Annotated in this window: 13 protein-coding genes; 5 read left to right on the forward strand and 8 right to left on the reverse strand. The window is 69.5% G+C overall.

Annotated elements, in window-relative coordinates; translation table 11 throughout:
* Positions 1 to 79 precede the first annotated feature (79 nt).
* The 3 genes from AB0H36_RS46540 to AB0H36_RS46550 are packed head-to-tail and all read right to left on the reverse strand — an operon-like array spanning position 80 to position 4,341.
* Complete coding sequence (locus AB0H36_RS46540; RefSeq protein ID WP_360538388.1) at positions 80 to 850, reverse strand: LLM class F420-dependent oxidoreductase; 771 nt, start codon at positions 848 to 850, stop codon at positions 80 to 82.
* Positions 847 to 1,407 (reverse strand): TetR/AcrR family transcriptional regulator, encoded by a 561-nt coding sequence (locus AB0H36_RS46545; RefSeq protein ID WP_360538390.1) that lies wholly within the window; start codon positions 1,405 to 1,407, stop codon positions 847 to 849. Before AB0H36_RS46545 ends, AB0H36_RS46540 begins: the two co-directional genes overlap by 4 nt.
* Before the next feature lie 48 nt (positions 1,408 to 1,455).
* Positions 1,456 to 4,341, reverse strand: coding sequence for a S8 family serine peptidase (locus AB0H36_RS46550; RefSeq protein WP_360538392.1), 2,886 nt, complete (start codon positions 4,339 to 4,341; stop codon positions 1,456 to 1,458).
* Positions 4,342 to 4,479: 138 nt separating this feature from the next.
* Here AB0H36_RS46550 and AB0H36_RS46555 point away from each other — a divergent pair, with 138 nt between their 5' ends.
* Positions 4,480 to 5,502, forward strand: a complete 1,023-nt coding sequence (locus tag AB0H36_RS46555; RefSeq protein ID WP_360538394.1) for a glycosyltransferase family 2 protein — start codon at positions 4,480 to 4,482, stop codon at positions 5,500 to 5,502.
* Between the two features lie 19 nt (positions 5,503 to 5,521).
* Positions 5,522 to 6,688 carry a hypothetical protein gene (locus AB0H36_RS46560; RefSeq protein WP_360538410.1) on the forward strand — a complete coding sequence of 389 codons (1,167 nt, stop codon included), beginning with the start codon at positions 5,522 to 5,524 and terminating at the stop codon, positions 6,686 to 6,688.
* Here the strand turns inward: AB0H36_RS46560 and AB0H36_RS46565 are convergent.
* Complete coding sequence (locus tag AB0H36_RS46565; protein WP_360538396.1) at positions 6,659 to 7,228, reverse strand: TIGR03086 family metal-binding protein; 570 nt, start codon at positions 7,226 to 7,228, stop codon at positions 6,659 to 6,661. The two genes, AB0H36_RS46560 and AB0H36_RS46565, sit on opposite strands and share 30 nt — an antisense overlap.
* Before the next feature lie 65 nt (positions 7,229 to 7,293).
* Between AB0H36_RS46565 and AB0H36_RS46570 the strand changes: the two genes are divergently transcribed.
* Both AB0H36_RS46570 and AB0H36_RS46575 read left to right on the forward strand, forming a co-directional pair.
* Positions 7,294 to 8,235, forward strand: a complete 942-nt coding sequence (locus AB0H36_RS46570; protein ID WP_360538398.1) for an aldo/keto reductase — start codon at positions 7,294 to 7,296, stop codon at positions 8,233 to 8,235.
* A 160-nt stretch (positions 8,236 to 8,395) separates the two neighbouring features.
* Complete coding sequence (locus AB0H36_RS46575; RefSeq protein ID WP_360538400.1) at positions 8,396 to 8,743, forward strand: YciI family protein; 348 nt, start codon at positions 8,396 to 8,398, stop codon at positions 8,741 to 8,743.
* Between the two features lie 17 nt (positions 8,744 to 8,760).
* On the opposite strand, the gene AB0H36_RS46580 is transcribed toward AB0H36_RS46575, so the two are convergent.
* The 4 genes from AB0H36_RS46580 to AB0H36_RS46595 are packed head-to-tail and all read right to left on the reverse strand — an operon-like array spanning position 8,761 to position 12,830.
* Positions 8,761 to 9,135 (reverse strand): cupin domain-containing protein, encoded by a 375-nt coding sequence (locus tag AB0H36_RS46580; protein ID WP_360538402.1) that lies wholly within the window; start codon positions 9,133 to 9,135, stop codon positions 8,761 to 8,763.
* A gap of 20 nt (positions 9,136 to 9,155) precedes the next feature.
* The gene (locus AB0H36_RS46585) at positions 9,156 to 9,443 is read right to left on the reverse strand and encodes a hypothetical protein (protein ID WP_360538404.1); all 288 of its coding nucleotides are present in this window, start codon (positions 9,441 to 9,443) and stop codon (positions 9,156 to 9,158) included.
* Positions 9,444 to 9,459: 16 nt separating this feature from the next.
* Positions 9,460 to 10,617 carry a VWA domain-containing protein gene (locus AB0H36_RS46590; protein ID WP_360538406.1) on the reverse strand — a complete coding sequence of 386 codons (1,158 nt, stop codon included), beginning with the start codon at positions 10,615 to 10,617 and terminating at the stop codon, positions 9,460 to 9,462.
* Positions 10,617 to 12,830, reverse strand: coding sequence for a DUF5682 family protein (locus AB0H36_RS46595; protein WP_360538408.1), 2,214 nt, complete (start codon positions 12,828 to 12,830; stop codon positions 10,617 to 10,619). The genes AB0H36_RS46590 and AB0H36_RS46595 overlap by 1 nt, the downstream gene beginning before the upstream one ends.
* Positions 12,831 to 12,949: 119 nt before the next feature.
* Here AB0H36_RS46595 and AB0H36_RS46600 point away from each other — a divergent pair.
* A partial coding sequence (locus AB0H36_RS46600; protein ID WP_360538412.1) for a transposase occupies positions 12,950 to 14,124 on the forward strand: 1,175 nt, incomplete at its 3' end.

Raw genomic sequence — 14,124 nt, forward strand, 5'->3', positions numbered from 1 at the left:
ACCCTGCGATCCTCGGCCGGAACATCCACGGGCACAGTCAACGCCATAACCCATGATCCCACGAGGTAAAGCTATTTCGTTACCGCGACACTAGCTCGCGCCAGCCGTCGACGAAGTCCGGCCAGTTCTTCTCGGGGATCTCGGCGAGCGTGAGGCGGGGCTCGATGCCGATGGTCGCCGGGTCCCTGCCGGCCTCGGCTGCCGCTTCGCGGATCGTGGCGAGCTGGGCGCGGGCTCGGTCGTCGGGTCTCCCTTGCGGCATCCAGCCGTCGCCGATGCGTCCTGTCCGACGCAGTGCACCCTCGGCGCTGCCGCCGAACCAGATGGGGATCCTGCTCTTCGGGAGCGGGTTGAGTCCGGCTTCCTCGATCTGGTGGAACTTGCCGTCGTACGAGATCACCGGTTCTGTCCACAGACGGCGCAACACGTCCACCTGCTCCTCCAGCAAGGCGCCACGCTGCTTGAACGGTACGCCGAGGGCCTGGTACTCCACCTGGTTCCACCCGATGCCGACACCGAGCCGCATCCGGCCGCCACTCAGCACGTCGACCTCAGCCGCCTGCTTCGCGACCAACGCCGTCTGCCGCTGCGGCAGCACCAGTACGCCGGTCACCAACTCGACTCTGGTCGTGATCGCCGCCAGGTAGCCGAACAGCACGAAAACCTCGTGAAACAAGGACTTGTCGGTGTACCCGCTCCAGCCGGGCCTGTTCTTGGGGTCGGCGCCGAGCACGTGGTCGTACGCGTGCACGTGCGTGTAGCCGGCCCGCTCGACTGTCGTCGCCCACTCCTTGACAACGTTCGGATCCGCGCCGATCTCCAGTTGCGGGAACACCGCGCCGATCTTCACATCGCCTCCGGCAGCAAGGCGATCAATCCCTGCACAGCAAGCTCGAACGGTTCGTCCGATCCCTCGGCCCGGGCCAGCACGTACCCACCCTGGAGGACGGCGGCGATCGTCGCCGCCGTCCGCTCCGGGTCGAGCGTGCTCGGGTACTCACCATTCCGCTTGCCCTCGGCAATGATCCCGGCAAGCCGGCCGCGCAACCACTGGAACGTCTCCGCGACCGGTCGGCGCAACTCGGGATCGGCCATCACGTCCGGATCCGCGGTCAACCGGCCCACCCGGCAGCCACGCAGCACGTCGCGATCCCGCTCGAGGTACTGCGTGATCCGCTCGGTCGCCGTACCCGTGCCCGCGAACTGCTGCTCGGCGGCCGCCCGCAACTCCGCCCCGGACCGCTCGATCGCCGCCTTCGCGAGCTCCGCCTTCCCGCTGAAGTGGTGGTACATGCTCCCCTGACCGGCGTCCGCAGCACGCTGGATCGCCTTGGGGCTGGTCCCGACGTAGCCCCGTTCCCACAGCAGTTCCTGCGTACTGCGAATCAACCGTTCGACGGTCTCCATGCCACCAACTGTACCTAGAGGTACAGCCGGTGGCCTGCGGAGCTCCGGCTAGCTGATCGTCAGGATCTTGTTCGCGGTGTAGGCCGGCGCGTGGTCGGCGTCGCCCGGGAACCAGACCCGGTAGGCGATCTGGCCGCGGACGGCCGGCTTGATCCCGAACGCGTACTTCCCCGAGGTGCTGAGCTTCACCGACGCGATCGACTTCCACACCTTGCTGCCGTACTGCTGCAGGTAGACGGCCTGCCCCGCATGCGCCGGAGCGACGTACCCACTGAAGGCAGTCGCCTGACCGAGGCGGATCGCCGCCGGCGACAGCGCCGCCGAGATCGTCGGCCTGACCTGCACGGTGAGGTCCGGGGTACGGGTTCCCATCAGGTTCGCGTTACCCGGGAACGTCAGCATGTAGACCGACGACACCAGCGGCTTGTGCGTCAGGGAGAACGTCCCCAGCCCGGACGTCTGCATCGCCGCGAGCAGGGTGAACCTCGACGAGTTCTTCGGCCGCACGTACACGTTGACGGGCAGCTGCGAGTACCGCACGTTGTCGATCCGCAGGGTGCTGCCCTTGATCGTGATCGAGCCGCCGTAGTCGATCAGCGTCGACGACGTCGCGATCCCGGACTTCATCCCGAGCAACTGCTTGACCGCGGGCGTGCTGTAGTGGCCGGTGCGGTCCTTCACCCAGACGGCGTACGTGTACGTCGTGCCCTGCGCGAGGCCGGTGTCCTTCACCGCGGTCCCGGTGCCCGTGTACACGAGCGTCCCGGTGCTGATCGTCGGCGCCTTGCTCCCGACGTTGCGCCGTACGATCACCTGGTCGAGATCAGGCGTCGGGGGCAGCTTCCAGCTCAGGTTCGCGGCCAGGTAGGCGCCGGCGCCGGAGAGCTGGACCGGCTGCGGAACGAGATCCTCGGTGCTGAACACCGAGGTGAACGGCTCCACCGGGACGACCCGGCCGCTTTCCAGGATGCCGCTCGCGGTGATCAGCAACGGAGTTGCCTCGGGCCACGACGTGATCGGCTCGAGCACAGCCTGGCGGGTGGCCGGGTCGTACGAGATGCTCATGTCGACCACGGCACCGGTCTTGGCGTTGCGGACCCACGTGCCGATGGTGACGCTGTCCCCGTCGACGTCCCGCGCGAACGTGATCGCAACCTTGCTGTTGACGGGCACGTTGGTCGACAGGTGTCCCGGCTGGATGTCGCGGACCGGGTAGGCGGGGATCGGCGCGGTGCCCACATTGCCGTCCGCGTTGGTGACCTTCAGCGAGTACGGGCGGCTGTCCCGGGACCCGTTGGCGTTCCGGACCGAGATGTAGACCGTCTCGGCCGGCAATGTCGCGTAGGTGCTGGCGGTCAGCGGCTGCGGGATCTCGTACCCGTCGCTGTCCACCGGCGGCTCCGGCTTCTGGACGAACGCCAACGGCTTGAGGTCGTTGTCATACGCAGAGACGACCGGCCCGAAATTCTGCGCGTAGGCGCCGGAGTCGAACCTCGCACCGGTGACGTCGATGCGCACCTGGTGGGCGCCCGCGGCCGGGATCTTGTACCAGTCGACGTCACCCTCGACGCCGATCGTCGACGAGACCGCGACACCGGCGATCAGCTCGCCCGCGCGGGCCGGCTGATCGTTCTTGTCCGCGACTCCTTGCGCGAAGTCCGTGGTCCATTTGCCGCCGAGGGCGTAGTAGGCGTCGAGGATGCCGGCGCCGTAGTACGGGTCGGTGCCGCGGGGGCCGGCGTCGCGGGCGGTGGCCTTCAGGCGTGCCATCACCTGGGCCGGTGTATACGACGGCCACTTGTTGCGGACCAGGGCGGCGACGCCGGCCACGATCGGGGCCGAGAACGAGGTCCCGGCCAGGCCGATCCAGTACGGCTCGTAGCCTGGTGGGGTCTGGGCGCGCGGTGCGAGGCTGGTGATGTCGTAGCCGGGTGCGGCGATGTCGACGGTGTCGCCGTAGGTGCTGAAGCTGGTCAGCACGCCGCCGGTGTTGGTGGCGCCGACCGACAGCACCTCCGGGTAGGCGGCCGGGTAGTTCAGTGCCGGCGAGCCGCTGTTGCCGGCCGAGGCGACCAGGACGACGCCGTTGGCGACGGCGTTCTTGATCGCGGTGTGCAGGATCGGGTTGTCGCCCTCGCCGCCGAGCGACATGTTGATCACCCGGGCGCCGTTCTTGACCGCCCAGTTGATGCCGTTGATCAGGTTCGCGTCGCTGCCGCTGCCCTGGTCGCTGAGCACCTTGACCGGGCGGACCTTCGCGTTCCAGGCCACCCCGGCGATCCCGAGGCCGTTGCCGGTGCCGGCCGCGATGATGCCGGTCACCGCGGTGCCGTGGCCCTCGCCGTCGGTGGGCGGCAGGGCGGTGTTGAAGGTGTTGTAGCCGGGCAGCAGGTGCCCGGCCAGGTCCGGGTGCCCGGCGTCCACGCCGGTGTCCAGGACCGCGACGACCTGGGTGCCGGCCGACTTGGTCAGGTCCCAGGCCTGGTTCACCCGCACGGTCGGCAGGTACCGCTGGTAGTTGGCGTAGAGCCAGTCGTTCGGGGTGGCGGACTTGCGCCGGATGTAGTTCAGCGAGGCGAGTTCGACCGCCGGGTCGGCCTTGACCTTCTTCAACAGGTCGGCCGCCGGGACCTCGCCGGTCACCGTGACCACGTCGGCGGTCACCGACACGTCCGGGGTGGCCTTGACCTTGGCCAGCGCGGCCTTGCGGGCCGACGTGGTCGCCTTCGGCTTGAACTTCACCACCACCGACTTCGCCTCGTACGCGGGACCGGTCGCGGTGTCAGGACGGAACTTGGCCTTGAGCACAGGTGGCTCGGCGGAGGTCGCCGCGGTGCCGGACGAACCGGTGACGGCGACCAAGCCGGCTGCTACCAGCGCCGCGGCCACGGTGGCGGGCACGGCGAGGCGCAGCAGACGGGCGGGACGGGACACCACAAACCCCCAGGAGACTGGATCGATGACCGAGAAAACGGCCCGACCCTAAATCGGCCGATTGACCTTCGCCGTTACACCCTTTCTGGTGCCGGTTGGATGAGCGGTGGTTGGGTGGGACCGATAGTCTCGGGCGCCATGAGCACCAGCGTCGCCATCGCGGTCATCACCTTCCGGCGACCTGCTCTGTTGCATGCTCTGCTGACCAGCCTGCAGGCCCAGGCGCTTCCGGAGGATTCGGACTACGCGATCCGGATCGTGGTGGTCGACAACGACGCGGAGGGTACGGCGGCCGCGGTGGTCCGCGGGTTCGACGAGGCGCAGTACCCGATCGAGTCCGTGGTCGAACCGGAGCCTGGGATCCCCTTCGCCCGGGAGAAGTCGGTCGAGCTGTGCTGGAACGACGACGCGCTCGTCTTCGTGGACGACGACGAGGTCGCCCCGCCCGGCTGGCTGGCGACGTTGCTGCACGCCTGGGAGACGTCCGGTGCCGACGTTGTCACCGGCCCCGTCAAGGGCAACCTCCCGCCCGGCGCCCCGCCGTGGAACCACTACAGCGACGTCCACGACTCGACCGGCAAGCACACCACCGGCGAGGAACTGCGCAAGGCGTACACGAACAACACCCTGGTCAGCCGCCGCGTCTACCACACCGTCACGCCCGGATTTCACCCCGCGTTCCGCTACACCGGCTCCAGCGACCTGCACTTCTTCCTCCGCGTGCACCGCGCCGGATTCCGGATCGTCTGGTGCGAGGAGGCGTGTATCGCCGAGGAGGTCCCGGCCGGGCGGACGACGCTGCGCTGGCTGGTACGGCGTGCCTTCCGCTCCGGCAGCGGGGACACGATCAGCCGGCTGCTGATCCGGCCGGGCGCGGTCAGCTACGTGCTGGTGCTGGCCTATGCTTCGGCCCGGGTGGTCTCGGCGATCGGGTACGCCCTGGCCGGGCTGCTGCTCGGCCGCAAGACGCACCTGCTGAAGGCTGTCCGCCGGTTCTTCTCAGGCGTCGGCAGTCTCGCGGGGATAGTTGGGATCAACCATGACGAGTACCGGGAACGGCACGGGGCCGAGCACTGCCCCGACGGTGGCGAGCCTGTGCCGGGCGATCTGGCAGGTGGAGCGGGACCTGAGTCTGCTCGACTGGCGGATCGGGGACGTTAGCCCCTGGCCGGTCATCCGGATGCGGATCTTCCACGAGCTGACCCGGCGCAGCGGGATCCACGGCGCCTCCCATCCGGTACGACGTACGCCGTACGACAAAGCGCGGCTGGTCGGCAGGCATGTGGCCGGCCTGGTCACCCGCACCCCGTTCCTGGGCGCGTACGACGCGATGGTCGTCCCGCACCCGCGGAAACCGGGCGGTGCCGAGATCTACACCGACGAGCTGCGCAAGGCGCTCGGAACCAGCGCGCTGGTCCTGGACTCCGCGATCAACGGCACCCCACTCCCCGGCAGCAAGAACCTCGACTTCTTCACGTCGGCCGCCGGCGCGGTGCACAAGCGGCAGGTGGACGATCGCGGCATCGCCGGGGCACTCGAGCAACTGACCGGTTTCCGGGTCCCGGTCGGGGCGTTGCTGGCGCGGGAGGCGCCGAAGCACGAGCGGCTGCGCGCGCTCTACCGGGCGCTCCTGCGGAGGCACCGGATCCAGACCGTCTACGTCGTGGTCGCGTACTTCCACCAGCACATCGTCGGCGCCGCCCGCGACCTCGGGATCCGGGTGGTCGAGCTCCAGCACGGCGCGATCAGCCCGTTCCACCTCGGCTACAGCTACCCGGGTCGTCCGGTGGTGGCCGACCAGCCGGACGAGCTCTGGTGCTTCGGCTCGTACTGGACCGACATCGCGGACCTTCCGGCCGGAATGCGTACGTCGGTCATCGGGGCGTCGTACCTGCCTGAGACCACCGCGAAGGAGCCCACCCTGGCGGTCTTCCTGTCGCAGGGCACGATCGGCGCAGAGCTGCTGCACGTCGCGGAGTCGGTTGCGAAGGAGCACCCGTCGCTGAATGTCGTGTTCAGGCCGCACCCGAGCGAGCGGGCGGCGGACTACACGATCCCGGACGGCGTCCGGTTGTCTACAGAGGGCAGCACGCTCGAACTGCTCGCCGCCGCCACCTACCAGGTCGGCGTCTCCACAACCGCGCTGTTCGAGGGGATGGCGCTCGGCTGCCGGACCGCGGTGGCGAACCTGCCCGGCCACGAGTACCTCGAGCGTCCGATCTCTAGCGGCCACGCCCTCCTGATGACGAAGCCGGCCCAGCTCACCAGCGCGCCGCTGTGCCCGACGCCGGAGACGTACTACGCGCCGAGCGACCTCTCACGGCTGGCGGCCGATCAGCCCGAGTAGGCGGTCCTGCAGCGGAGCGCTCGACGGGACCTGGACCTCGGGCCCGTAGACCTCGACACCTTCACCGAAGGCACCCGGCGTACGGAACTTCTCCATGACGTCCGGGGGTATGGCGGACGCGGTCGCCCACAGGAGCTCGACATCGTCCGGGTCCATCGTCTCGTCCTGGCCGGTCGCGCGGGCCAGGTCCCAGCCGTGCAGGACCAGGTCGTCGGAGATCACCTGGTCGATGTGCTGCTCGGTCGTCAGCCGGCCGGCCGGGGTGTCGGTCTCGGTGAGGGCGAGGATCGGGTCGTCGAGGACGTCCTCGACCGCCGCACGGGCCTCCTGGAACGCGGTCAGCGGGTCATCCGCCGGCTCCAGCTTGCGGGCGACCGGCATCAGCATCACGCCGTGCATCATCACGATGTGGTCCACGACGTCCTTGGCCGTCCACTTCTCGCACGGCGACTGGTTGTCCCACTGGTCCGTCCGGACGGCGGCGACCTTCCGCTCGAACGCCTCGGCCCGCCGCCGGTACCGCTCCGCGATCTCACCCATCTCCGCATACTGCCGTGTCCGGACCGCACGCGGAAGTGTCGGTGGGGGCTTCTAGGGTCGGCGGCATGCGGAGTGTGGAGCTGGGGCGGACGGGGTTGCGCGTGAGCAGGTTGGGGCTGGGGCTTGCCTCGATCGGGGGGATGTTCGCCGCCGTACCGGAGCCGGACGCCGTGGCGACCATCGACCGGGCGTGGGAGCTGGGGATCCGGCTGTTCGACACTGCTCCGGTGTACGGGTACGGGCTGTCGGAGCAGCGGGCCGGGATCGCGCTGCGCGGTCGGCCGCGGGAGGAGTTCGTGCTGTGCAGCAAGGTCGGGCGGCTGATCGAGCCGGGCGGGCCGGACATCCAGCCGATCTGGGCCGAGCCGCCGGCTGGGGTGGGGCCGCGGCTCGACTACTCGTACCGGGCGGTGATGCGGTCGTTCGAGGAAAGCCTCGGGCGGATGGGGATCGACCGGATCGACGTACTGCACATCCACGACCCCGACCTCGACTACGCGACCGCGTCGACGGACGCCATGCGCGCGCTCGCTGAACTGCGAGGCCGGGGCACGATCCAGGCGATCTCGCTCGGGGTGAACCACGCCGACGTCGCCGCCCGCTTCCTGCGCGACACCGGGCCCGACGGCCCCGACTGCATCCTGCTGGCCGGTCGGTACACCCTGCTCGACCAGTCCGGCGCCGAGGAGCTCCTGCCGCTGTGCGAGAAGCTCGGCGTCGCCGTACTCGCGGCCGGCGTCTTCCAAGGCGGCGTACTGGCCGAAGGCGCTCCCCACGGCCAGCAGCCGCTCCCCAAACCCCTGGTGCGACGCATCGCCCAGCTACGCGACTTGAGCCGCCGGCACGACGTGCCCCTCCTGGCCGCCGCCGTCCAGTTCCCCCTGTCTCACCCCGCCGTACCAGCCGTAGTGGTAGGCGCCCGGAACCCCCAAGAAATCACCGAAGTAGCAACCTGGCTCACCCACGAAATCCCCGAAGAGTTCTGGAAAGCCCTCAACCAGCCATAAAGGGGCCGCCTCCGGCGGCGCCAGTTCCCCTTGAGCGCGAACTGCCAAGCCGATCAGCCGTGGTTGCGCGGATGAGCTGTGGACGCGCATCGGCGAGGAGCCATGCCGCGGCGGTCAAGCCTGCGGGCGCTGGAGGGGTTGGGGCGGTTAAGGTCGGTTTATGCGGTACATGTTGCTTCATAAGACCAATGACGGGTTGGAGGCGGGGGAGCCGCCGGATCCGGAGATGTTGGCTCGGGCGGATGCGGTGCTCGAGGAGATGCGGCGGGCGGGGGTGTTGCTGGCCGCCGAGGGGTTGATGCCGAGTGCGCGCGGGGCCCGGATCACGTTCCCGGTGCCGGGTGAGGAGCCGCGGGTGGTGGACGGGCCGTTCGCGGAGACCAAGGAACTGATCGCCGGCGTCTCGATCATCCGGGTCGAGTCGAAGGCCGAGGCGGTCCAGTGGGCCCTGAAGTTCGCCGAAGCCGACCCCAACACCCCGATCGACATCCTCGAACTAGCCGACTGACCCCACCACCAGTTGCGTCAGCGCCCCGGAGGGGCGTCCACGTTGACTGTTGGGATGCCGCCGCCGGCTCGGGCGATTATGGCTAGGGAGGGTTCGTCGGTGGGGTTGCTCTCGCGGTGCACGGTGTACGACGGGACGTGGACGAAGTCGCCGGCGACGGCGTCGAGGTAGTCGTCGTACCCCTCGAACTCCAGCCGCAGCACGCCCGACACGATGTACAGGCTCGACTCGTTCCGGTCGTGGTGGTGCCAGCCGGACACCGCCCCCGGCGCCGTCACGACCTGACCGGCCCAGAGGATCGGCAGCTCGAACGCCCGGGTCCGGAACATCCCCGGTGTCGGGTCCGCCGCCACCAGTTCGCCGGCCCGAATCACCCGAACAGGCTCAGTCATGACGGCATTGTCCCACCGGATCAGTCCGCCAGCGTGCCTTCCTCGGCGACGACCAGCGAGTCGATGGCCGCGAAGAAGCGGGCGATGCCGGGCAGGTTCGGGCCCTTCGCACGGGAGGCGGCGAAGTCCTCCGGCGTCTTCCATTCGACGATGTCGAGCCACTCGTCGTTCGGCAGCCGGACCAGGCGCGCACTGACGAACCCGTCCCGGTCGGCTTCGAAATCGGCGACCATGCCAGGTCGCGCGGCGAGGAGTTCGGAGACCTGCGAGGGGTCCACCCGGAAGCGGGTCAGCTCAACTGTCGTCATGTCGAGCAGCAACCACTCAGCGCCCGAGATACTTCCCGGCCCACTCCGTGATGTCCTCCCGCTTGATCGCCGCGGCCATCAGGTCCGGAAACAGGTCGGGAGTGCAGGCAAAGGCCGGTACGCCGAGGTCGCCCAGAGCAGCCGCGTTCTCCGCGTCGTACGACGGAGTCCCCGAGTCGGCCAGGGCGAGCAGAGCGATCAGCTGGACACCCGACTCGACCAGCGAGCGCGCCCGCCGCAGCATCTCCTCGCGGACGCCGCCCTCGTAGAGGTCCGAGATCAGCACCATCACCGTCTCGCCGGGCTTGGTCACCAAGTCCTCGCAGTACGCCAGCGCCCGGTTGATGTCCGTGCCACCACCGAGCTGCGTCCCGAACAGTACGTCGACCGGGTCCTCCAGCTGATCGGTCAGGTCGACCACCGCAGTGTCGAAGACGACCAGACTCGTCCGCAGCGTCCGGATCGACCCGAGCACCGCACCGAACAGCGCCGCGTACACGACCGACTCCGCCATCGACCCCGACTGGTCGATCGCCAGCACGATGTCGCGCTGGACGCTGTGGTTCCGCCGCGCGTACCCGACCAGCCGATCCGGGACGATCGTGCCGAGCGTCGGTGAGAAGTGCTTGAGGTTGGCCCGGATCGTCCGGTCCCAGTCGATGTCCGAGTGCCGCGGCCGCCCGGTGCGCCCGGCCCGGTCGAGGGCGCCGGTGACCGACGCCCGGGTGCGTTCGGCCAGGCGCTCCTCCAGCGTCGCGACGACGCGCGCGACCACGTCACGCGCGGTCTGCTTGGTCTCCTCCGGCATCACCTCGTTGAGCGCGAGCAGCGTGCTGACCAGGTGTACGTCGGGCTCGACGGCGCCCAGCAACTCCGGCTCCATCAGCATCCGCGTGATGCCGAGCCGCTCGACCGCGTCCCGCTGCATCACCTGGACGACCGTGCTCGGGAAGTACCGCCGGATGTCGCCCAGCCACCGCGCCACCCGCGGCGCCGACGACCCCAGTCCCGCCGCTCGCTGGTTGCCGCCGGACTCGCCGGGCGTCGTGTCGTACAGCGCCGCCATCGCGGCGTCGACGGAGCGGTCCTCGGCGGACAGCGTCGTACCGATCTCTTCCTCGGCCTCGCTGCCGAGCACGAGTCGCCAGCGGCGCATGCGTTCGTCGTCGGTCATCACACCCCCAGCAACTGCGCGACGACGGGCAGGACGGTCGCGGCCAGCTCGGTGTCGAGGTCGTTGTCGTCAGCAACCACCACGGCGGCGGGATCGCTCAGCGCCCGGGCGCGCGTGCCGATCGACCGCCGCTCCGGCGACGCGAAGGTTCCAAAGGTACGACGAAGCAGCGGCAGCACCTCCACGAACGCGTCGGCCGGAATCGCCGCCAGCCACGTATCCACCAACGCCAGCAAGCGCTCGTCGTGCACGAGCAACAACCCGCCCCCGGCCAGGAACCCCTCGACGTACCCGGCGGCGTCGGCAGTCGGCGTACCAGGAGACAACGCCCGCCCGAGTCGCAGCGCCACCTCGTGATCCGGCAGCCGCGACGTGTCGAGCATCAGCCGGGTCAGCCGCCCCCGGATCAACGGCGGCACCGACGACCGATCGCTCAACCCCTCGAGCGTCGCCAGCCACTCGGCCCGGACATCCTCGGCCAGCAAGACCGTCGCGTCCTGCACCCCGTCGATCAACTCCTGTACGGCGGCCGCCGCCTCCGGATCGAGTCCGTGCACAGTCCGCCCGAGTCCGGCACACACGCGCGACACCATCCGGCCGGCGACCGAAGCCAGACCGGCCGTGTCGGTGCCGCGCACGTCGCCGTACCGCGAAGATCGCGCCAGCGCAGGCAACGCCGCCATCAGGTGACCGACGTCAGCATCAGCGGCCGCCCGGGTGTCGACACCGCGCAGCAACGCGGGCAACGCGTCCGCGAGATCGGCCAGCAGCGACTTCTCCAACGCGGCAGTCACGTCCGCGAGCGTGGACGACTCGTCGGCGACCCGCAGCATCACGGTCGTCGCGGCGCCGAGGACCGTCGTACCGTGCGCTCCCGCGGCGACCAGCTCGACCTCGAGCCCGGGATCCCAGGTCAATCGCCAGATCTCCCGGAACGTGCCTTGGGCCCGTCGCTCGTCCGCGGTCGGCACACCCCAGTGCACGCCGAGGATCCGCAGCCGGTGCAGCAGCCGCGACTTCTCCAGGTCGTTCGGCTTCCGCAGGTCGAGCTCGACCACCCGCTCGGTCGCGTCCCGCCGCATCCGCAACCGCCGCGCCTGCGCGGCCAGATCCGCCGCGACCGGAGCCTGTGGCGTCTCCCCCGGCACCGACCCGAGCAGCTCGCCGACGACCGCTTCTCGGGTGACAAGATCCAGCAGTACGTCGTTCCCGCCGCACAGCACGGCCCGGGTCGCCTCGGTGACTTCGCTCAGCCCGGCCAGCGGCCGTCCCCGCAGCGCGGCCAGCGTGTCCGCCAGCCGGACCGCCTCGATCACGTGAGCGCTGGACACCGGCAGATCCTGGGACCGCAGCACCCGCGCGACCTTCGACAACCAGCGCGCGGTGATCTGGTCCGGCGCCGTGAACAAGTGGTGGTACCAACCAGGTGACGTGATCCCCGCGCCGTACCCGGACGACGCTGCCAGCCGGCCGTGGGTCCAAGGAACCCACGTGCACGCGACCTTCCGCTTCGGCAGGCCCTTCAGGATCCGTTGGTCGTGTGCTGCCGGAGGCAACGGGACTTCCAGCGCGGGCACATGCCATGCACCGCAGATCACCGCGATCCGCTCGAACCCCTCACGGATCGCCTTCCGCAACACCGTCCGCATGTAGGCCTCGCGCTGCGCCTCACGGCCACCTGACCGGGGCGGTGGGGTGGGGAAGGAATTGGAGACAGCCTCGTCGCCGTGCCGAAGCTCACGCATCGCGTCGGCGATCACCGTGAACGGCTCGGCACCTTCCCGCCGGGACTCGATCACGTCGTCCCACCAGCGCTCAGGATCGTCGTACCCGCCTGCGTTCGCCAACGTGGCCAGCGGATCGATCGACAACCCACGCCGCCCCTCACCACCGGACGACGCGAACTGATGCGCGGCTGGCAGGTCGCAGAACCGCACCGGTACGCCGGCCCCGAGCGCGTATTCGATCGCCTGCCACTCCGGGCTGAACACCGCGAACGGCCAGAAGGCGGCCCGGGTCGAGTCGTCGACCGCATACGCCAGCAACGCGACCGGCGGAACCATCTCCTCCGACCCCGCCAACTCGACCACCTTGTCGGCTTCCGGCGGCCCCTCGATCAGCACCACGTCCGGCCGGAGGTCAGCGAGCGCAGCCGCGACCGCACGCGCCGACCCCGGCCCGTGGTGCCGAATCCCCAGCAGGTGAACGGTCATCCGGAAGCCCGCGGAATCGCACCTGCCTCAACGAGGGCAAGGGACTGCGGCCGCCTCCTCTCGGAGATCGGGGACTGTCGGTCCCGGCTGATTGAGTTTGCGGCATGTCCCGGTTTCGGATGTACCCGACCGCATCGCAGCAGGCTGCGTTGCTGGGACAGTGCGGGCATGCTCGGTACGTGTGGAACCTGGCGCTTGAGCAGTGGTCGATGTGGAGAAGCGACAAGGGGCCGGCACCTGGATACCTCGAGCAGGCACGGCAATTGACCGAGGCGCGAGCTGAGTTCGGTTGGTTGTCGGCGGGATCGCAGACCGTGCAACAGCAAGGACTGCGGGATTTCCACCAGGCGCTCAGGAATTTCTACGGCGGGACTCACCGGCGGCCGACCTGGCGCAAGGCCGGGGCTGACGAAGGCTTCCGCATCGTCGGTGACCAGGCTAGACGGGTAGAGCAACTGAGTCGCAAGTGGGCTCGGGTGCTGGTGCCGAAGGTCGGCTGGGTGCGGTTCCGGCGATCCCGCGCCGTACCCGAGGCAAAGTCCTACCGGGTCACGCGCGACCGGGCGGGTCGATGGCACCTCGCGTTCGCTGTCGTCCCGCCGCCGATTCCTGCCCCGGGTACGGCGGAGGCTGTCGGCGTGGACCGCGGTGTGACGGTCTCGGCGGCCCTGTCCACCGGAGAACTCCTGACCTGTCCCGGGCTGTCGAAGCGTGAACTCGAGCGGCTCAGGGGTCTGCAACGTAGTCTTGCCCGGAGTCTTCGCGGTTCGAACCGGCGCCAACGGCTGAAGGTTGCGATCGCCAGGTTGTTCGCGCGGGCCGCTAGCCGCCGCAAGGACTGGGTGGAGAAGACCAGCACCGAGCTCGCGCGCCGGTTCGATGTCATCAGGGTGGAAGATCTGCGCATCGCGCGGATGATGAGGCGATCCAGGCCCAAGCCGGATCCCGGACGACCAGGCGTATATCTGCCGAACCGTCGCCGCGCCAAAGCCGGACTCAACCGCGGCATCGTGGCCAACGGCTGGGGCCTGCTCGTCCAGCGCCTGGAGCACAAAGCTGCAGGACGGGTCGAGAAGATCAACCCTGCGTACACGTCGCAGACCTGCAGCGTCTGCGGGCACTGCGCACCGGAGAACCGCGAGAACCAAGCGGTCTTCCGATGCGTAGCCTGCGGACACCGGGAGCACGCCGATGTGAATGCGGCAGTCAACATCGCGGCCGGACGGGCCGTCAGCGCACGCCGAGAGACGCCCGTACGGGTCTCGCCGAAGCGTGAACCTCAACACGCTACCTC

Source organism: Kribbella sp. NPDC050820 (assembly GCF_040653975.1).
Classification (GTDB): domain Bacteria; phylum Actinomycetota; class Actinomycetes; order Propionibacteriales; family Kribbellaceae; genus Kribbella.